The 18977-nt window shown below is 72.4% G+C and carries 21 protein-coding genes and 2 riboswitches; of the genes, 14 read left to right on the top strand and 7 right to left on the bottom strand.

Annotated features, from left to right (window positions below):
• The first annotated feature begins 2 nt into the window (after window positions 1-2).
• The 11 genes from ACZ7GZ_RS15075 to ACZ7GZ_RS15025 are packed head-to-tail and all read left to right on the top strand — an operon-like array spanning window position 3 to window position 11572.
• Window positions 3-1247, top strand: a complete 1245-nt coding sequence (locus ACZ7GZ_RS15075) for a glycosyltransferase (RefSeq protein WP_471024304.1) — start codon at window positions 3-5, stop codon at window positions 1245-1247.
• The gene (locus ACZ7GZ_RS15070; protein ID WP_471024303.1) at window positions 1244-2494 is read left to right on the top strand and encodes a class I SAM-dependent methyltransferase; all 1251 of its coding nucleotides are present in this window, start codon (window positions 1244-1246) and stop codon (window positions 2492-2494) included. The genes ACZ7GZ_RS15075 and ACZ7GZ_RS15070 overlap by 4 nt, the downstream gene beginning before the upstream one ends.
• Window positions 2491-3285 (top strand): sugar phosphate nucleotidyltransferase, encoded by a 795-nt coding sequence (locus ACZ7GZ_RS15065; protein ID WP_471024302.1) that lies wholly within the window; start codon window positions 2491-2493, stop codon window positions 3283-3285. The genes ACZ7GZ_RS15070 and ACZ7GZ_RS15065 overlap by 4 nt, the downstream gene beginning before the upstream one ends.
• Window positions 3282-3929 (top strand): PIG-L deacetylase family protein, encoded by a 648-nt coding sequence (locus tag ACZ7GZ_RS15060; RefSeq protein WP_471024301.1) that lies wholly within the window; start codon window positions 3282-3284, stop codon window positions 3927-3929. Before ACZ7GZ_RS15065 ends, ACZ7GZ_RS15060 begins: the two co-directional genes overlap by 4 nt.
• Window positions 3930-3932: 3 nt before the next feature.
• Entirely contained in the window at window positions 3933-4958 is a 1026-nt protein-coding gene (locus ACZ7GZ_RS15055) for an NAD-dependent epimerase/dehydratase family protein (protein WP_471024300.1), read from the top strand.
• Window positions 4955-6229, top strand: coding sequence for a DUF4910 domain-containing protein (locus ACZ7GZ_RS15050; protein WP_471024299.1), 1275 nt, complete (start codon window positions 4955-4957; stop codon window positions 6227-6229). The genes ACZ7GZ_RS15055 and ACZ7GZ_RS15050 overlap by 4 nt, the downstream gene beginning before the upstream one ends.
• Window positions 6226-7524 (top strand): hypothetical protein, encoded by a 1299-nt coding sequence (locus tag ACZ7GZ_RS15045; protein WP_471024298.1) that lies wholly within the window; start codon window positions 6226-6228, stop codon window positions 7522-7524. The genes ACZ7GZ_RS15050 and ACZ7GZ_RS15045 overlap by 4 nt, the downstream gene beginning before the upstream one ends.
• A complete protein-coding gene (locus tag ACZ7GZ_RS15040; protein ID WP_471024296.1) occupies window positions 7521-8468 on the top strand; it encodes a glycosyltransferase family 2 protein in 948 nt (315 codons plus the stop codon). The genes ACZ7GZ_RS15045 and ACZ7GZ_RS15040 overlap by 4 nt, the downstream gene beginning before the upstream one ends.
• Window positions 8465-9682, top strand: coding sequence for a polysaccharide pyruvyl transferase family protein (locus tag ACZ7GZ_RS15035; RefSeq protein ID WP_471024294.1), 1218 nt, complete (start codon window positions 8465-8467; stop codon window positions 9680-9682). Before ACZ7GZ_RS15040 ends, ACZ7GZ_RS15035 begins: the two co-directional genes overlap by 4 nt.
• Window positions 9679-10230 (top strand): dTDP-4-dehydrorhamnose 3,5-epimerase, encoded by a 552-nt coding sequence (gene rfbC, locus ACZ7GZ_RS15030; RefSeq protein ID WP_471024292.1) that lies wholly within the window; start codon window positions 9679-9681, stop codon window positions 10228-10230. The genes ACZ7GZ_RS15035 and rfbC overlap by 4 nt, the downstream gene beginning before the upstream one ends.
• 7 nt (window positions 10231-10237) lie before the next feature.
• Window positions 10238-11572 (top strand): glutamate-1-semialdehyde 2,1-aminomutase, encoded by a 1335-nt coding sequence (locus ACZ7GZ_RS15025; protein WP_471024291.1) that lies wholly within the window; start codon window positions 10238-10240, stop codon window positions 11570-11572.
• 7 nt (window positions 11573-11579) lie between these two features.
• Here ACZ7GZ_RS15025 and ACZ7GZ_RS15020 read toward each other — a convergent pair whose 3' ends face one another.
• Together ACZ7GZ_RS15020 and ACZ7GZ_RS15015 are read right to left on the bottom strand one after the other, a co-directional pair.
• Window positions 11580-12260: a phosphatase PAP2 family protein gene (locus ACZ7GZ_RS15020; protein ID WP_471024289.1), complete on the bottom strand. Its 681-nt coding sequence runs from the start codon at window positions 12258-12260 to the stop codon at window positions 11580-11582.
• 520 nt (window positions 12261-12780) lie between these two features.
• Window positions 12781-13710 carry a helix-turn-helix transcriptional regulator gene (locus ACZ7GZ_RS15015; RefSeq protein ID WP_471024287.1) on the bottom strand — a complete coding sequence of 310 codons (930 nt, stop codon included), beginning with the start codon at window positions 13708-13710 and terminating at the stop codon, window positions 12781-12783.
• 56 nt (window positions 13711-13766) lie between these two features.
• Between ACZ7GZ_RS15015 and ACZ7GZ_RS15010 the strand changes: the two genes are divergently transcribed.
• From ACZ7GZ_RS15010 to ACZ7GZ_RS15000, 3 genes are all read left to right on the top strand, one after another.
• A complete protein-coding gene (locus ACZ7GZ_RS15010) occupies window positions 13767-14234 on the top strand; it encodes a hypothetical protein (RefSeq protein WP_471024285.1) in 468 nt (155 codons plus the stop codon).
• A complete protein-coding gene (locus ACZ7GZ_RS15005; protein ID WP_471024284.1) occupies window positions 14231-14779 on the top strand; it encodes an NIPSNAP family protein in 549 nt (182 codons plus the stop codon). The genes ACZ7GZ_RS15010 and ACZ7GZ_RS15005 overlap by 4 nt, the downstream gene beginning before the upstream one ends.
• Before the next feature lie 250 nt (window positions 14780-15029).
• Complete coding sequence (locus ACZ7GZ_RS15000) at window positions 15030-15611, top strand: histidine phosphatase family protein (protein WP_471024282.1); 582 nt, start codon at window positions 15030-15032, stop codon at window positions 15609-15611.
• Window positions 15612-15629: 18 nt separating this feature from the next.
• On the opposite strand, the gene ACZ7GZ_RS14995 is transcribed toward ACZ7GZ_RS15000, so the two are convergent.
• The 5 genes from ACZ7GZ_RS14995 to ACZ7GZ_RS14975 form a co-directional block, all read right to left on the bottom strand.
• Complete coding sequence (locus ACZ7GZ_RS14995; protein ID WP_471024281.1) at window positions 15630-15968, bottom strand: hypothetical protein; 339 nt, start codon at window positions 15966-15968, stop codon at window positions 15630-15632.
• A 145-nt stretch (window positions 15969-16113) separates the two neighbouring features.
• Window positions 16114-16866, bottom strand: coding sequence for a CbtA family protein (locus ACZ7GZ_RS14990; RefSeq protein WP_471024279.1), 753 nt, complete (start codon window positions 16864-16866; stop codon window positions 16114-16116).
• Window positions 16867-16888: 22 nt separating this feature from the next.
• A complete protein-coding gene (locus ACZ7GZ_RS14985) occupies window positions 16889-17110 on the bottom strand; it encodes a CbtB domain-containing protein (protein ID WP_471024278.1) in 222 nt (73 codons plus the stop codon).
• Between the two features lie 37 nt (window positions 17111-17147).
• Window positions 17148-17287, bottom strand: a riboswitch (cobalamin riboswitch).
• A 198-nt stretch (window positions 17288-17485) separates the two neighbouring features.
• Window positions 17486-17893 (bottom strand): (2Fe-2S) ferredoxin domain-containing protein, encoded by a 408-nt coding sequence (locus tag ACZ7GZ_RS14980; RefSeq protein WP_471024276.1) that lies wholly within the window; start codon window positions 17891-17893, stop codon window positions 17486-17488.
• Between the two features lie 56 nt (window positions 17894-17949).
• A riboswitch (cobalamin riboswitch) is annotated at window positions 17950-18064 on the bottom strand.
• Window positions 18065-18174: 110 nt separating this feature from the next.
• Complete coding sequence (locus ACZ7GZ_RS14975; RefSeq protein WP_471024275.1) at window positions 18175-18822, bottom strand: methyltransferase family protein; 648 nt, start codon at window positions 18820-18822, stop codon at window positions 18175-18177.
• Window positions 18823-18977 lie beyond the last annotated feature (155 nt).

Genomic DNA, 18977 nt, shown 5'->3' with positions numbered 1-18977 from the left:
GCATGCATGTCCTCGTGGTGCACAACCGGTACGCCTCGGCGCAGCCGAGCGGGGAGAACAAGGTCGTCGACCAGGAGGTGGAGCTGCTGCGCGGGGCCGGCCACCGGGTCGAGGTGTTCGAGCGGCGCAGCGACGACATCGCCGCCCGGTCCCTCCTCGGCAAGGCCGCGGTGCCGCTGCTCGTGCCGTGGAACCCGGCGGTCCGCACCGAACTCGCCACCCGGCTGCGCACCGAGAAGCCGGACGTGGTGCACGTCCACAACGTCTTCCCGCTCCTGTCACCCGCGGTCCTCGCCGCCTGCGCCGACGCCGGCGTGCCCGCCGTCGCCACGCTGCACAACTACACCCAGGTGTGCCCTCCCGGCACGCTGCAGCGGGACGGCCGGCCGTGCACCGAGTGCGTCGGATCGTCGGTACCGCTGCCCGCCGTCCGGCACGGCTGCTACCGCAACTCCCGCCTTGCCACAGTGCCGCTCGCGATCAGCCTGTCGGCCAACCGGCGGCGCTGGTGGTCCGGCGTGGAGCGGTTCTTCTGCATCTCCGCGGCGCAGCGCGACACCCTGGTGCGGGCCGGCATGCCGGCCGAGCGGCTGGCGGTGAAGCACAACTTCGTACCCGACCCGGACGACCGCCGAGAGGGCGACGGGGAGCATCTGCTCTACCTCGGCCGGCTCGCGGAGGCCAAGGGCGTACGGCTGCTCATGGCCGCCTGGGACGAGATCGCCGCCGAAGGCGGTGTGGGGGTGCCGCTCGTGATCGCCGGCACGGGGCCACTGGAGCCGGAGGTGACCGCCTGGGCGGCGGGCCGGGACGACGTGCGCTACGTCGGCCTGTTGGACACGGCGGAGTGCCAGAAGGCCATCGCGCAATCGGTCACCGTGGTGGCTCCCTCGACGTGGCTGGAGGCGTTCGGCCTGGTGGTCGTGGAGGCGATGGCGGCCGGGGTCCCGGTCGTCGCCGCCGGTCACGGCGCCTTCGTCGAACTCGTCGAGGACGGCGTGACCGGGCTGCTGCACCGGCCGGGCGAGGCAGCCTCGCTCGCGTCCCGCATACGCCGGATCGCGGCCGAGCCGGCCCGCAACCGGGAGATGGGCCGGGCGGCCCGGCTCCGTTACGAACAGGGTTTCAGCCCGGCGGTCGGCCTTGACCGCCTGGTGGAGGAGTACCGCACCGCGATCGCGGGTCGGTCAGCACTGGCTCGCGGTGGGGACACCCGCGCGAGCAGGGGGGATGGGGACGGTAGATGACACGATGCCGACTGTGCGGCTCGGAGGCGATGGCGAGCGTCGTCGACCTCGGGGCGACGCCACCGTGTGAGAGCTTTCTCGCCGCGGACCAACTGGACCGGCCGGAGCCGGCGTACCCGCTGCACCTGCGGGTCTGCACCGACTGCTGGCTGGCGCAGATCCCGCCGCTGATCACGCCGGAGGAGACGTTCAGCGAGTACGCGTACTTCTCCTCCTACTCGACCTCCTGGGTGGAGCACGCCCGTACGTTCGTCGCCGACGCCGTACAACGAGTGGGACTCGGCACCGACGCCTTCGTCGTCGAGGTCGCGAGCAACGACGGGTACCTGCTCAGCCACGTGGTGGACCGGGGGATCCGCTGCCTGGGCATCGAGCCGTCGGTGAACGTCGGCGCGGCGGCCCGGGAGGCAGGGGTGCCCACGCTCACGGAGTTCCTGAGCCCGGACACCGGCTCGGCCGTCCGTGAAGAGCACGGCCCGGCGGACCTGGTCGTGGCCAACAACGTGTACGCGCACATCCCCGACGTGGTCGGGTTCACCCAAGGGCTGCGCGCCCTGGTCGCCGACGACGGCTGGGTCTCCATCGAGGTGCAGCACCTGCTGACCCTGATCGAGGAGAACCAGTACGACACGATCTACCACGAGCACTTCCAGTACTACACGGTCGCCTCCGCGATCCAGGCCCTGGCGAGTGGCGGACTCACGCTCGTGGACGTCGAGTTGCTGCCCACGCACGGCGGCTCCATCCGGCTGTGGGCCCGGCCGGCCGAGGCGGCCGGCGAGCCGACGCAGCGGGTGGCTGACGTGCTGGCCCGGGAGAAGGCCGCCGGCCTGCAGGAGCTGTCCGGCTACACCGAGTTCTCCGCCCGGGTGGCCAAGGTGCGCCGGGACCTGCTCAAGTTCCTCATCGAGGCGGCCGAGCGCGGCGAGACGGTCGTCGGCTACGGCGCCCCGGGCAAGGGCAACACCCTGCTCAACCACTGCGGGATCCGGCCCGACCTGCTCCCGTACACGGTCGACCGCAACCCCTACAAGCACGGCAGGTTCACCCCGGGCACCCGCATCCCGATCCTGCCGCCCGAGCAGATCGCCACCGACAAACCGGACTACGTCCTCGTCCTCCCGTGGAACCTGCGGGCCGAGCTGGTCAAGCAGCTGTCCTTCGTGCACGAGTGGGGCGGTCGGCTGGTCTTCCCCATCCCGGAACTGAGCATCGTCGAGGTCGCGTCTCGAAAGGTCACAGCATGAAGGTCGTCCTGTTCTGCGGCGGTTACGGGATGCGCATGCGCAACGGAACCTCCGACGACGTGCCCAAGCCGATGGCGATGGTCGGCCCGAGGCCGCTGATCTGGCATGTCATGCGCTACTACGCGCACTTCGGGCACACGGAGTTCGTCCTGTGTCTCGGGTACGGGGCCCACCACATCAAGGACTTCTTCCTCAACTACGAGGAGACGACGTCCAACGACTTCGTGCTGCGGGGCGGGCGGACCGAGCTGCTGTCCACCGACATCGCCTCCTGGACGATCACGTTCGCGCAGACCGGCATCGAGTCGCCGATCGGGGAGCGGCTGCGCCGGGTGCGGCACCACCTGGACGGCGACGAGATGTTCCTCGCCAACTACGCCGACGTCCTCACCGACGCCCCGCTGCCGGAGATGATCGAGAACTTCGCCCGGCGCGACGCGGGTGCGTCGATGATGGTGGTGCCGCCCCAGTCCTCGTTCCACTGCGTGGACCTGGGCGAGGACGGCCTGGTGGGGGGCATCACCGCGGTGAGCGACATGCCGCTGTGGGAGAACGGCGGCTACTTCGTGCTCCGCCAGGAGGTCTTCGACCACATCCCGGAGAACGGGGACCTGGTCGCCGACGGATGCGCCCAACTGGCCAAGCACGGGCGGCTGGTGGCACATCAGCACCGCGGCTTCTGGAAGCCGACCGACACCGTGAAGGAACGGGCCGCGCTCGACGAGTCCTACACCCGGGGCGACCGTCCGTGGGCCGTGTGGGAACGGGACAACGCCGGGGTGAGCGCGTGATCCGCCTCGGCGCCGGGCGCCCGGACCGGATCGTCGCAGTGGGCGCGCACTGCGACGACATCGCCATCGGCGCCGGCGGCACACTGCTGACGCTGTGTCACGCACGGCCGGGCCTCCGCGTCGACGCGCTGGTCCTCTCCGGCGGCGGCAGCGAGCGCGAGCAGGAGGAGCAGGCCGCGCTCGCCGCCTTCTGCCCGGGGGCCGACCTGCGGCTCACCGTGCACAAGCTGCCGGACGGCCGGCTGCCCGTGCACTGGGACGAGGCCAAGGCCGCGGTCGAGGAACTGCGCGCGCAGACCGACCCGGATCTGATCCTGGCCCCGCGCACCGACGACGCCCACCAGGACCACCGCGGCCTGGCGCAGCTGATACCCACCGCGTTCCGCGACCACCTGGTCCTCGGCTACGAGATCGTCAAGTGGGACGGTGATCTCGGCCGGATGGCCGCGTACCAGCCGCTGTCGCCGGAGATCGCCGAAGAAAAGGTGCGGCTGCTGCAGGAGCACTACCCCTCGCAGCGCCACCGGCCCTGGTACGACCGGGAGGCCTTCCTCGGCCTTGCCCGGATCCGCGGCATCGAATGCCACGCGCGCTACGCCGAGGCGTTCGCCGTCACCAAACTCACGCTCAGTCTGGGAGATTGAACCTTGCGCGTACTACTGACCGGACACCAGGGCTATCTGGGCACCGTGATGGCCCCGGTCCTCACGGCCGCCGGGCACGAGGTCGTCGGCCTTGACGCCGGCCTGTTCGCCGGCTGCGTCCTCGGCCCGGCGCCCGCGGACCCGCAGGGGCACCGGGTGGACCTGCGCGACGTCACGGCCGAACACGTCGCCGGGGTGGACGCCGTGATCCACCTGGCCGCGCTGTCCAACGACCCGCTGGGATCGCTGGCGCCGGAGCTCACCTACGACATCAACCACCACGCGTCCGTGCGGCTCGCCCGACTGGCCCGCGACACCGGAGTACGGCGCTTCCTGTACGCGTCGACCTGCTCGGTGTACGGCGCCGCGGGCGGCGACGACCTGGTGACCGAGGACGCCCCGCTGCGCCCGGTGACGCCGTACGCGGAGTCCAAGGTGCGGGTGGAGGACGACCTGCACGCGCTGGCCGACGACGACTTCACCCCGGTGTTCATGCGCAACGCCACCGCCTTCGGCTACTCACCCCGGCTGCGCGCCGACATCGTGCTGAACAACCTGGTGGGCCACGCGCTCCTGTCCGGCGAGGTGCTGGTGCTCTCCGACGGCACCCCCTGGCGCCCGCTGGTGCACGCCGCCGACATCGCGCGGGCCTTCACGGCCGCGCTGACGGCGCCGCGCGAGGCGGTGCACGACCGCGCGTTCAACATCGGCAGCGAGACCAACAACGTCACGGTCGCCGAGATCGCCGAGCAGGTCGCCGAGGCGGTGCCCGGCTCCAAGGTGAGGATCACCGGGGAGAACGGGGCCGACCCGCGCTCCTACCGGGTGGACTTCTCCCGGTTCCGCGCCGCCATCCCCGGCTTCGACATCGAGTGGACGGTCAAGCGCGGCGCACTCGAACTCGCTGGCGCCTACCGGAAGTTCGGGCTGACCAAGGAGGACTTCGACCAGCGCTTCACCCGCCTCGCCGTGCTGCGCGCGGCCTCCGACGCCGGCACCGTCGACGACACCCTGCGGTGGCGCCGATGACCCATCCCGGCGAAGAGATGCACGCCCTGGTGGAGCGGATGTACCCGCTGTGCCGGAGCATCACCGGTGACGGTGTGCGCGCCACCCTGGAGATCGTCGGCGAGTACGTCCCGCTGCAGGTGCACGAGGTGCCGACCGGGACGCAGGTGCTCGACTGGACGGTGCCGCAGGAGTGGAACATCCGCGACGCGTACATCGCCGACAGCGCCGGGAACCGGCTCGTCGACTTCGCCGCGTCCAGTCTGCACGTGCTCGGCTACAGCGTGCCGGTGTCGGCGACCATGCCGCTGGCCGAGCTGCGCGGACACCTGCACACCCTGCCGGAACACCCGAACTGGGTTCCGTACCGCACGAGTTACTACAAACCGGAGTGGGGGTTCTGCCTGGCCCAGGAGACCCTGGACGCAATGCCGGACGGCGAGTACGAGGTGCGCATCGACTCCACACTCGCCGACGGACACCTCACCTACGCCGAGCACGTGGTCCCGGGACAGGTCCCCGACGAGGTGATCGTCTCCTGCCACGTCTGCCACCCGTCGCTCGCCAACGACAACCTGGCCGGCATCGCGGTGGCGACGTTCCTGGCCCGGGCGCTGGCGGAGGAAACGCCGTACTACACCTACCGGTTCATCTTCGCGCCCGGCACCATCGGGGCGATCACCTGGCTGGCCCGCAACGCGGAGCGGGTGGAACGGGTCAAGCACGGACTCGTGCTGGCCTGTGCCGGGGACCGGGGCCAGCTGACGTACAAGCAGAGCAGGCGCGGCGACGCGGAGATCGACCGGGTGATGCGGCACGTACTGGCCGCGTCCGAACGCCCGCACCAGGTCAACGAGTTCACTCCGTACGGCTACGACGAGCGGCAGTACTGCTCGCCCGGGTTCAACCTCGGCGTGGGCTCGCTCACCCGGACCCCGTACGCCGGTTACCCCGAGTACCACACCTCGGCGGACAACCTGGACTTCGTCTCCCCGGAGGCGATGGCGGACACCCTTGCCGTCTGCCGCGAGGCGTTCGCCCTGCTCGACCGCAACCGGAGCTACCTCAACCTCAGCCCCTACGGCGAACCACAGCTGGGCCGGCGCGGGTTGTACGACGCGCTCGGCGGCCGCAGCGACACCAAGCAGGCCCAGATGGCCATGCTCTGGGTGCTCAACCTCTCCGACGGCGAGCACAGTCTGCTGGACGTCGCCGAGCGGTCCGGGCTGCCGTTCGACACCGTCGCCGCCGCAGCCGACGCCCTGCGCGGCGCCGGGCTGATCAAGGCATGACGCCGATGACCACCGAGGAGGAGAAGACGACCAGACCGGCCGGATCCGCCAAGCGGGCCCTCGTCGGCCGGCTGTCCTGGGGGCTGGCCGACCAGGCGGCCTCCAGCATGTCCAACTTCGCGGTGGGCATCTACGTGGCCCGCTCGCTGGGGGTGACCGCGTTCGGCGTGTTCAGCCTCGCCTGGGTGACCTACGGCGTGGTGCTCAACATCTCCCGCGGCCTGGCCACCGACCCGCTCGTGGTGCGCTTCAGCGGTGTGCCGGACGCGTCCTGGCGCGGGGCGGTGGCCCGTTCGACGGGTACCGCCCTCGGCGTCGGCACCGCCATAGGTGCCCTGTGTCTGGCGGCCGGGCTCGGTCTCGGCGGTCGGCTGGGGCCCGCGTTCGCCTGCCTCGGCGTCATGATGCCGGGCCTGCTGCTGCAGGATGCCTGGCGGTTCGGGTTCTTCGCCGCGGGCAACGGGCGTAAGGCGTTCGTCAACGACGTCGTATGGGGTGTCGCGCTCGTCCCGGCCATGGTCGTCGCGGCCCAGGTGGGCAGCGTGGCCGCCTTTGTGCTCGCCTGGGGCGCGTCCGCCACCGTGGCCGCCGCGTACGGCTGCCTCCAGTCCGGCATCCGGCCCCGGATGGCCGAGGCGCGCGGCTGGCTTCGCGAACAGCGCGATCTCGGCTACCGGTACCTGGTCGAGAACGTCAGCCTCAGCGGCGCGAGCCAGCTGCGGGCGTACGGGCTCGGCGCGATCGTCGGGGTCGGCGCTGTGGGTGCGGTGCGGGGCGCCGAGCTTCTGATGGGCCCGTTCCTCGCCGTGCTGATGGGCCTGTCGCTGGTCACCGTCCCGGAGGCGGCACGCGTGCTGCGGCAGGCCCCGCACCGCCTCGGCCCGTTCTGCCTCCGGCTGGGCGGCGGGCAGGCCACCGCCGCGCTCCTGTGGGGCGGGGCCCTGCTGCTGATGCCGGACCCGCTCGGCGAACTCGTGCTCGGCGACGTCTGGCACTCCTCCTCGCAGCTCATCGCGGCGATCACCTTCAGCGTCGCGGGCGCCGGCCTCGGCACCGGCGCGGCGGCCGGGCTGCGCGCGCTCGGCGCGGCCCGGCGCAGCCTGCGCTGCCAGCTGTTCGCCTCCGCCTGCTACGTCGGCGGCGGGCTCGGCGGTGCGGCCGTGGCCGGCACGGTCGGCTCGGCCTGGGGTGTCGCCGCCGCGACCGTCAGTGGCTCGGCCGTGTGGTGGCTGCAACTGCGGTCGGCCCTGCGCGAGCGCCACCACAACTCCGTTCCCGAAGTGAGGACCTCATGACCGCCCACCCCAGGCTGAGCATCGGCCTGCCCGTGTACAACGGCGAGGAGTACCTCGCCGAGTCGCTCGACGCCCTGCTCGGGCAGACCTACGAGGACTTCGAGCTGGTCATCTCCGACAACGCCTCGACCGACGGGACCGAGGACATCTGCCGCAAATACGCCGCGCAGGACTCGCGCATCCGGTACATCCGGCTGCTCCGGAACGTCGGCGCCACGCCGAACCACAACTACGTCTTCACCCAGTGCCGCGGCGAGCTGTTCAAGTGGGCCTCGCACGACGACCTTTACGCCCGCGATCTGCTGCGGCGCTGTGTGGAGGCGCTGGACGAGCGGCCCGACGTGATCCTCGCCCACGCCGACCAGGCGGTCATCGACGGCGACGGCCAGCTGAAGGTGCCGTACGAGTACACGCTCGCCACCGGCTCGCCGCACGCGCCTGAGCGCTTCCGCAGCCTGCTGTTCGAGCCGGGCGGTGACGACTTCTACGGGGTGATGCGGGCCGACATGCTGCGCCGGGTGAAGCCGCTCGACAGCTACCACCACGCGGACCGCACGTTCGTCGCCGAGATCACCCTGCACGGGCGCTTCCACCAGGTGCCGGAGCTGCTGTACTTCCGCCGCGACCACCCCACCCGCGCCGAGCGGGCGAACCCGTCCAAGCGCGCCCGGTGCGTCAACCTCGACCCGCGCCGGGCAGGCCCGCTGCACCCGACGCCCCGGCTGCTCGCCGAGTACGTCTGGGGCTTCGCCGCGGCAGTCCGGCGGGCGCCGTTGTCCCCGGCCGACCGGCGCGCCTGCTACCGCCACATGGCCGCCTGGCTGACCAGCAGGGTACGGCCGGGCGCCGGCGAGCGGGTCGAGGACCGCGCCCCGGTCGACCCGGCCGCGCTCACCGTCTCCGTCGACGCCCTCGTCGCGGGCCGCGAGGGGCGGCGGGCATGAAGACGGCACCACGCGTGGGGTTGTTCGGCCTGCTCGGCTCCGGCAACCTCGGCAACGACGGCTCGCTGGAGGCCGTCCTCGGATACCTGCGCACCGAGCACCCGGACGCGGCCGTGGACGCCCTGTGCGGCGGACCCGAGGCCGTGACGACCCGGTTCGGGATCCCCGCCACGCGGCTGCACTGGAACCGCGCGGAGTACCGGACCGCGTCACGCGCGGGCGCGATCGCGTCGAAGGGCCTGGGCAAACTCGTCGACGTCTTCCGCACCGCCGCCTGGGTGCGCCGGCACGACGTGGTGATCGTGCCCGGCATGGGCGTCCTGGAGGCCACGCTGCCGCTGCGGCCGTGGGGCTTCCCGTACTCCCTCTTCCTGCTCTGCGCGAGCGGCCGGCTGCTCGGCACCCGGGTCGCGCTGGTCAGCGTCGGCGCCGCCGAGATCCGCAACCGGCCCACCCGGGCGCTGGTGCGCTGGTCGGCGCGACTGGCCAGGTACCGGTCGTACCGGGACGCCCAGTCCCGTGACGCGATGCGGGCGATGGGGGTGGACACCGCGCGCGACGAGGTCTACCCGGACCTCGCGTTCTCCCTGCCGACGCCGCAGTCGAGCGCGCCCTCGGGCTCGCCGGGCACGGTCTGCGTCGGCGTCATGGACTTCCACGGCGGCAACGACGACCGTGCCCGGGCCGAGGAGATCCACCGGCGCTACCTCGACGGGACGATCCTGTTCGTCCGCGCGCTGGTCGAGGAGGGCAGGCCGGTCCGGCTGCTCACCGGCGACCAATGCGATGCGCCGGTGGTCGACGCGATCCTCGACGCGGTGGACTCACCGCTGGTCACCGCCGCCGAGCCGGCCTCACTGGCCGACCTGATGAAGGAGATGGCGGCGGCCGACACCGTGGTCGCGGTCCGTTACCACAATCTGATCTGCGCGCTGAAGACCGGCACCCCGGTGCTCGCCCTCAGCTATGCGGCCAAGAGCGACGCGCTCATGGACCGGATGGGGCTCGGCGCGTACTGCCACCCGGCGCGCGAGGTCGACGCCGACCGGCTGCTCGAACAGTTCCGGACGCTGGAGAAGCGATCGGCTCAGCTGCGGCAGGTCCTCACCGAGCGGAACCTGGCCGCCGCACAGCAACTCGCCGACCAGTTCGCCGCCTTGACCGCGGCCCTGTTCCCGGCGGCCGACCACCACACCCTGCGGAAGGCTCCATGAAAGCGACCGAAGTCCCGGAGATCGCCGGCGCGTACCTGTTCGAGCCGACGCCGTACGCCGACGAACGCGGCTTCTTCTGCCGCACCTTCGACGCCGACGTGGTCCGCTCGGTGGGCCTCGATCCGGACGCCTTCGTCCAGGACAGCCTGTCCCGCTCCGTCCGGGGCGTGCTGCGCGGCCTGCACCTGCGCTCCGGCGCCGGCGAGGCCAAACTGGTGCGGTGCTCGTACGGGAGGGTCTTCGACGTCGTCGTGGACCTGCGCACGGACTCGCCGACCTACCTGGGCCGGGCCTTCTTCGAGCTGTCCGGCGAGACGCAGGCGACCCTGTACATCCCGGCGGGGTGCGCGCACGGCTTCCAGGCACTGACCGAAACCGCCGACACCTCGTACCGGATCGACCGCCCGCACGATCCGGCCGAGGACGTGACGATCGCCTTCGACGACCCGGAGCTCGCCATTCCCTGGCCGCTGCCGGTCACCTCGATGTCCCAGCGGGACCGGGAGGCGCCGAGCCTCGCCGAGGTCCTCAAGCAGAAGGAGAGTTGAGGCCGGCGTGGACACCGAAGAGACCGAAGAGCTCCTCCTGCCCCGGTCGCGGACGGCGAACGAGCGGCTGCACGCCATGATCCCCGGGGGCGCGCACACCTACGCCAAGGGCGACGACCAGTACCCCGAGAACCTGGCCCCGGTCATCAGCCACGGCCGCGGTGCCCACGTGTGGGACATCGACGGCAACCGCTACGTCGAGTACGGCTCCGGCCTGCGGTCGGTCAGCCTCGGCCACGCCCACCCACGCGTGATCGAGGCGGTGCGACGGGAACTCGACCGCGGCAGCAACTTCGTGCGGCCGTCCATCGTGGAGGTCGAAGCCGCGGAACGCTTCCTGGCCACGGTGCCGACCGCCGAGATGGTGAAGTTCGCGAAGAACGGCTCCGACGCCACCACCGCCGCGGTACGCCTCGCCCGCGCCGCCACCGGGCGCCCGCGGGTCGCCCTCTGCGCCGACCATCCGTTCTTCTCCGTCGACGACTGGTTCATCGGCACCACGCCGATGTCCGCCGGTGTCCCGGCGGCGACCACCGAGCTCACCGTGGCGTTCCCCTACGGGGACCTGGCCGCCACGGAGAAGCTGCTCACCCGGTACCAGGACGAGGTCGCCTGCCTGATCCTCGAACCCGCCACCCACACCGAGCCGCCGCCCGGGTACCTCGCCGGCCTGCGCGAACTGGCCGACCGGCACGGCTGCGTCCTGATCTTCGATGAGATGATCACCGGCTTCCGCTGGTCCGCGGCGGGCGCCCAGGGCCTGTACGGCGTCGTCCCCGACCTCTCCACGTTCGGCAAGGCGCTGGGCAACGGATTCGCCGTCTCCGCGCTGGCCGGGCGCCGCGATCTGATGGAGCGGGGCGGGCTGCGCCACTCCGGCGACCGGGTGTTCCTGCTGTCCACCACGCACGGTGCGGAAACGCACTCCCTGGCAGCCGCGATGGCCGTGCTCACCACCTACGTCGAAGAGGGCGTCACCGCGCGGCTGCACACCCTCGGCGAGCGGCTGGCCGCCGGTGTCCGCGACGCCGCGGCCGGCATGGGCGTCGGCGACCACATCGTCGTCCGGGGCCGGGCCAGCAACCTGGTCTTCGCCACCCTCGACGAGAACCGGCAGCCGTCGCAGCAGTACCGCACCCTCTTCCTGCGCCGGCTCCTCGCAGGCGGGGTGCTGGCCCCGTCGTTCGTGGTGAGCAGCGCGCTCGACGACGCCGACATCGACCACACCGTCGACGTGGTGGCCCAGGCTTGTGCGGTGTACCGGACGGCACTGGACGCCGGTGACCCCACCCCCTGGCTGGCCGGACGACCGGTGAAGCCCGTATTCCGCCGCTCGGCGTGACACGACGTCAGCGACGCGCCCGCCGGCCGTCGTCGACCGTCCGGTCGACCAGCCGGTCAGCCGTCCGGTCGACCAGCCACGCGGTCGCCGGTACCACCGCCAGCGCGGTGCACCAGCCGCCGAGGACGTCGGTCGGGTAGTGCGCGCCCAGGGCGACCTGCGCCCAGCCCATGGCGGCGCCGGCAACCAGCGCCGCGGCGAGCACGAGTGACGTGCCGGCCGTCCCGCCGAGGCCGAGCCGGCCGGTCGCGAGCAGCGCCACCACGAGGGCGAGCGCGGTGAGGAAGGCGGTGTGCCCGCTCGGGTAGGACAGGTTTCCGTCGTGAATGGTGCGTCCCACAAGGGACTTGAGCAGCGTCGCCGTCCCGACGGCCATGCCGGCGCCGGCAACGACGAGCACCGCCGCGCGCGGACGGCGAAGCAGCAGGCAGCCCGTCACGATGGGCACGACCAGCATCGCCGCTCCCACGGGCTCCCCCAGGAAGTCCATGGCCAGAGCGACGTGCCGCCACGGCGGCCCCACACCGTCCACCGACGCCGAGATCCGCGCGTCCATCGTGCCGGGCTTGCCGTCGCCGGCATACAGGACCCCGAGCACGACGACCATCAGCGTGGCGAGGGCCGCAATCGGCCCGAGCCACACGCGCAGCGACGGGGGCAGCACCACGGGCGCCGGCCGGCCGGTCACACGCCCACCGCGTCCGGTCGGCCTGCGGTAGCCTGCCGTGGCCGGTAGACGCTGTTCCGGATCTTGGCTTCGCGAGGCCGGGTGAGCGTGCGGCCCTTCATCCGACCGGCGGCCAGCCATGCATCAGCGCCTTCCTGTTTCCCCTGCTCCAGGGCCTCTTGAGGACTGCCCGGCCTGCTTTCGGTGACCAGCGAGAGCCCGCACTTCACCGCCGAACCCGACCGCCCCCCCCAACGGGTCCGACTTGGCCCGCGCGGGAGCCATCAGCCTGCTCACCACCGTAACCAACAATGCGGTCGCGGCACATCGCCGTTGGAAATTCCACGTGCCCACACTCGATCACACAGCAGCCTGCCGCAGGCGCTGCCCGATCCGACGCGGCTCCGAATCCGCCGCCGCGCCTTGCGGTACGTGCCCGACACCCCGAGCCTGTGGGCCGCGTACACCCATACAGGCATCTGAGCGGCCGAGACGCAGGGAGCCTTTGTGGCACGGGGGCGCGGCGTCAGCCTGGGGGAGGTCACCCCGCGTAGCGGGTGGCGAGGGTGCGTACCGTCTCGGCGATGCGGTCGCGGAGTTCGGCCGGCGCGAGGACCTCGACGTCGCTGCCCAGCCGCAGGAACTCCCGGTGGGCGTGGTCGACCGACTCGATGGGCACCCGGGTCTCCGTCCATCCGTCACCCGCGGGTGGCACGCCGAGGCGGCGGGCGCCCACCGGGGTGAGCCGTACCAGAGCCTCCCCGGTGTGCAGCCGGGCCCGGAAATCGGCCAGGTAGCCGTTCCAGTGCGTGGTCAGGTCGAACCCCGCCGGGATGGCGAACTGCTCTTCCAGCGGGCGGAGTCCGATGATCTGGTCGACCCGGTAGGTGCGGGTTCCGGACGGCCCGCCGGCGACCAGGTACCAGCGGCCGGCCTTGAGGACGAGCCCGTACGGCTCCACCCGCCGCTCGATCTCCTCCGGCGCCCGCCAGCGCCGGTACCGCAGGACCACCGCCCGCTGCTCCCACACCGCGGCGGCGACCGCGGCCAGGTGAGGCGTACGGTCGGCGTCGCCGTACCAGCTGGGGGCGTCGAGCAGGAAGCGTTCCTGGATCCGCCCGGCGTGCTCGCGCAGCTCCGCCGGGAGGGCGGCCCGCAGCTTGAGCCGGGCGGTGGCGAGGGCCTCGCCGAGGCCGAGCTCGGCGGCGGCGCCGGGGAGTGCGGCAAGGAACGCGGCCTGGGCCTCGTCCGCGGTCAGTCCGGTGAGACGGGTCCGGTAGCCGTCGACCAGCCGGTAGCCGCCCGCGTGTCCGGCCTCGCCGTACAGCGGGATGCCGGCGCCGGCGAGCGCCTCGACGTCCCGGTAGACCGTCCGGACGGAGACCTCCAGTTCCTCGGCCAGCTGCCGGGCCGTCATCCGGCCCCGGTTCTGGAGCAGCAGAAGGAGGGTGACCAGTCGGCTCGCACGCATGGCGCCCAGTATCCACTGACACTGGATGTCAGTGGAGCGTCCCTAACCTGCGGCGCATGGACGACTTCGACTTCCTGCACGGCTCCTGGGACGTGGCCAACCGCCGTCTCACCACGCCGCTCGGCCCCGGCCCCGGCACCTGGGCGGAGTTCCCCGGTCATGCGGTGGTCCGGCCGCTGTTCGGCGGTGCCGGCAACATCGACGAGATCACCTTCCCCACCCTCGGCCGCCAGGGCATGACCCTGCGCCTGTTCGACCGGGAGACGCAGCGCTGGTCGATCCACTGGGCCGACAGCCGGACGGGCCGGCTGGACCCCCCGGTGACCGGCGGCTTCACGGGCGACCGCGGTGACTTCCACGGCGAGGACACCTACGACGGCCGCCCGATCCGGGTGCACTTCACCTGGTACCGCCTCGGCCCGGACACCGCCCGCTGGGAGCAGGAGTTCTCCGCCGACGGCGGCAGTACCTGGGAGCACAACTGGACCATGGACCTCACCCGCACCAGGGGGGCCGACGCATGACGGTCGTCGAACTGCGGCAGTACACCCTGCATCCGGGGGGCCGGGAGACGCTGATCGAGCTGTTCGAGCGCGAGTTCGTGACCGGTCAGCAGGCGGCAGGCATCACCGTCGGCGGCCGTTTCCGAGACCTGGACGACCCGGACCGTTTCGTCTGGCTGCGCGCCTTCCCCGACATGGTGCACCGCCGGCGCGCGCTGGAGGCGTTCTACACCGGCCCGGTCTGGCGGAAGTACCGCGACACGGCCAATGCCACCATGGTGGACAGCGACGACGTCCTGCTGCTGCGGGGCCCGGGGTTCGCGCCGGAGCCGGGCACCCGCGAGGTGGTGGCGACGGTCTGCCGGCCGTCCGACGCGGCTGCCTTCGACGCGTACGCCGCCCGGCACCTGGGCCCGTCCCATGCGCTGCACCGCACCGAGCACGCCGAGAACGACTATCCCCTCCTGCCCGTCCGCACCGGGGAGGACGTCCGGGTCTGGTTCGGCCCGGCCGGGCCACCACCCTGGCCGGTACGGACGCTTCGGCTGGAACCCGTGACGACGTAGCGGGGCGTCGGCTCGCAAGCGCTCGGCACAGGGGCCGTACCCGGGGGGCGATGTCGACGGTGTTGCGACCCAGCGAGTAGGCGAGCACTCGCGCATGAGCCGGCCGGCTGGTGGTCCGGGGCGCCCGGAGGCCGGCCGCTGGTCAGTGCCGATCGCGTGCGTCGCGGACGTGGGTACACTGCTGAACCCCCCTGCCCAGCGGGCCTCCGATCCAGTCCCGCCCCCTGACAACAGCAGCCGGAGCGACCGCTTGACCAGCCGAGTTCTTCTCGTCTCCCCCGCCATGAGCGCGTCGCTGCGGCAGACGCGGTTCGACGACGGCGGCTCGCTCGACGACGGCGGCGCGGCGCGGGCCCGGGCGGCGGCCGGGTCGCTGCCCGCCGCGGGGCGTGTGTCCGTCTCCCCCAGCACGCGCTGCCGGGAGACGGCCACGGCGCTGGGCCTCGACGGGGTGCCGGTGCCGGAGCTGGCGGGGCTCGACGTGGGCCGCTGGCGGGGCCGCACCCTTCAGGAGGTGGGGGCGGCCGAGCCGGAGGCGGTGGGCCGCTGGCTCACCGACCCCGGCTGCGCACCGCATGGGGGTGAGTCCGTGCAGGACCTGTGCGCAAGGGTCGCGCGGTGGCTGGCCGACGCGCAGGCCGTGGAGGAGCGTGCGGTCGCCGTCGTCGAGCCGGAGGTGGTGCGGGCGGCCGTCGTCGACGCGCTGGGGATGTCCGCCACGGTGTTCTGGCGCCTCGACGTGCCGCCGCTGAGCGTGACCGAACTCAGTGGCCGGGCCGGGCGCTGGAACCTGCGGCTGGGGCGTCCGCCTGCCGCTCCGGACGCCGATTAGGCGCCGCCGGCCGGCGGTTCACGCTGCCGAGTCCCGGTGACGGCGCAGCAGGGCCGTTATCGCGCAGCGCAGGCAGGTGCCGTCGGCGCTCGGCTCCGTGGCTTCGCGGTCGGGGCATGTCGGCGGCGCCGGGTGGGACCGTCCCCGGCAGCCGTCCCCGGAGGCCGCTATCAGGGTTTCCAAGTCGTGCAGGAGCTGCTCGGTGCGCTTGGCCTGCTGGGCGAGTACCCGCACGCGGGCGCTCTGGCCGCCTGTCTGCCGTCGGCTGGCAACCAGTTGCTCGTATTCCCGCAGGGTGAGGGCGACCGCGTCGCGGCCACCGAAGGTGATGTGGCGGGGCTGTGGGGCTCTGGCCACTCGGTTCCTCCACTCCTCACCGAGGTGATCCGCGGCCGGTCCGCCGGATTCCGTGCCCTGCCGGTGGTCCCGTGCGCGTCGGTGTCCGGAGAACGCCGGAGGGCCCCCGGATGGTTCCGAAGGGCCCTCTGTTGTCCGGAAGGGGTCAGTGCGCGGCCGGAACCGCTCGCCCGCTCCCGGCCGTCGCCGGCTCGGGCTTCAGCAGGCGCTCGGCCAGCTCGCCGAAGAGGAGGCCGAATCCACCCCACAGAGTGGTCTGGATCGCCAGTGCCGAGAGCCGGAACCGCCACAGGAGGGTGGCCGGGAAGCCCTTGGGCACCTCGTTGACGACGGGCAGGAACTGGTAGGCCAGCCCGATCACGACGGCGAACGCGGCCACCGCGACGACCGTCGCCCACCAGGTGCCCAGGCGGGGAGCCAGGCGCTTGCCCAGGAGAGTGGCGGCGATCGCCAGCAGGACGCTGAGCAGCATCATCAGGAAGTACAGCGTGGTCCGCTTGCCGATGGTGTCGGCGTTGCCCACCGACGGCGGGTTGGCCGGGTACTTCAGGAACGGCACGACGTACACGGCGAGCAGGGCGCAGCCCGACAGCAGCAGTGCCGTGGCGCGCGGGCTGAAGCGGCCCACGCGGCCCAGGGCGAAGCAGAAGGCGAGCGCGGCGATGCCGCCGAAGGCGACGCCGTAGACGAGGACTCCCGTGGCGAGGCCGGCGGTGGACTGCAGGGAACGGGAGACGACCTCCATCTCGTGTTCATGGGAGTGGGCTTCCTCGAAGCTGATCGCCTTGTCGACGCTCGGCTCACCGAGGACGTACGCCACGACGAGGGCGAGCACGCCGGCCGCCAGGCCGGCGAGCATGCCCCGTACGAGGAGGTTCCGTACCGTTGCGGAGTTCATGGGTGTGCGGTGTCCCCTTGCCTCAGTGGCAGGGGAAACCGAGCAGGTGGCGGGCGTCGTGCACCCACTCGTGGACGTCGGTGCCGTTGAGCACGGAGGTGGCGCCCTGCTCGGCGCCGACGAAGTAGAGCAGGATCAGCATCAGGATGCCGAAGAAGACCGCCCAGGGAGCAATCGCCTTCAGCGGCAGCGTGGCGGGAACGACGGGGGTGGTGGCTGTCGGCTGGGCGACGGTCTGCGCCATGGCAGAACCTCCTCTGGGAGTTCGCGTCCCATCTCGGTGGTGCACAGGACGACGGCCACGGGTCTGACTCACGGGATGCCGCGGGGGCGTCTCGCATACAGTGGCGCGACCGTGCCGGATTCCCACCGGCTTCCGTCTCGCCGTCGTCGATATCGGACCGACCGTACCGCGTGTCGCGCGCACGGCCAAGACCGCCTCCGGCCGCCGTGATCTTTCCCTCTCACCAGGCGTGACGGTGCGAGGCCGGTGGGACGGCGGCGCGGGCGGGGTCCAACCCGACGGTCGCGGGCCGAAGTTGTGCGCGGAGTGCGCGTCGGCAGCTCGCCCCGCACGGTGGCGTCCTGCGCCGGCTCGGTGCCGAACCGGACCCCCGGGTCAACGGGGATCCGCACGGCGCCGCGGCGGTGTGAAGGTGTACAGGTCGAGGATGTCCGGCTGGGGAGCGACGCCCGGGCCGCCCGCCCGCACCCAGGTCACGATGTCCTCGGTCGCGTCCGGATCGTTGACGAGTCCGAGCCAGACCGGCCGCGCACCGGCGGCCCGGCCCGCCGTGGACGGCTGTACGACGATGACGTTGGCCTGGTCGCACACGTCGAGGCAGTCGGAGATCCGCACCGGCATCTCCGCCCTCAGCCGTGCGGTCTGCGCCATGTGATCGACCCCGGGCACCTTGGGACTGCCGCAGCAGCAGTCCCGGCACACGACGACCCGGCACGGTGCTGCCGCGCTTCCCGTCACAGCGCCGCCGGACGCCTCTCGCGTCGGCCTCTCGGACACGCCCATGCCACTCCCCTCCCGGGGAGATCCGCCCCGGAGTGCGTCGAGGAGGCGACCGCGTGAGTCTCTGGCTCCCGGGTCGTCGCCCGCCCGGCCTGCCCCCCCCGGGGGGAGGCCTGCCGGAACTCGCTCACCGGTCACAGTGGCGGGACCGCGCCGGATTCACACCGGCTTCCTCGGACCGCCGTCGCCCTATGTCGCCGGTCATCATGCCATCACCGGGCGGAGCGCCGCGTGTGCCGTCACCGCCCGCGCCCTTCGAGGCGCGGTGGGGGCAAGCGACTGGGCTACCGCTGCACGCTGCCCGCGGGGCGCCGGCCGGCCCGGTGGCCCGTGCGGCGTATGTGGGGGATCAGGGCCGGGACTTCGGCGCGGTAGGCGTCGTAGGCGGCGCCGAACTGCCGGGCCATCAGGCCGTCCTCGGTCCTGACCCGGTGCAGCAGCCAGGGGACGGCGACCACCAGGAACGCCACCCAGACGCCGAAACCGCAGGCCAGCATGGAACCGGTGACCAAGCCGAGCAGCCCGGTGTAGATGGGGTGCCGGACCAGCCGGTAGGGCCCGTCCGTCCGGAGCTCGTGGTGCTCCCGGACCGTCGGCACACTGGCCCACATCGTGCCCAGCACCCAGCGGGCCCACAGCAGCAGGGCGGTCGAGGCGACGGCGAGCAGGACGCCCAGGAGCGCCGGCGCCGGCTGCCAGTACTGCAGCCGGCGCCAGAAGCCCTCGGAGCGCCCGACCAGGGTGAAGAAGACGGCGACGCCCGCGCTCAGCAGCAGCCGGCGCGGCAGTGTGCGGCGCAGTCCGCGCACCCAGCCGCGCAGTCCGGACCGGCTCTTCACACCGAAGTAGACAGCGCCCGCGACCCAGGCCGCGACGAAGACGAGGACGCAGACGTCGATGGTCAGGACAAGTGCCGAGTGAAGAGAACCCATGTCTCAAGAGTGCTCCGCGCACCCAGCCGATCACCACCACCCACGGGTCGATGGAGAAGCCCCCGACCGGGATCCACCGGTCTCCACCGTCCTCCATCCACGGATGGAGAACGCGGAGGCAACGCCCGCGGGAGAGACGGAAGTTCGGGCGTGTC

The sequence above is a fragment of the Streptomyces sp. NPDC037288 genome (assembly GCF_055603265.1).
The sequence above is the reverse complement of the archived record's forward strand: the minus strand, read 5'-3'. Positions and strand labels throughout refer to the sequence as shown.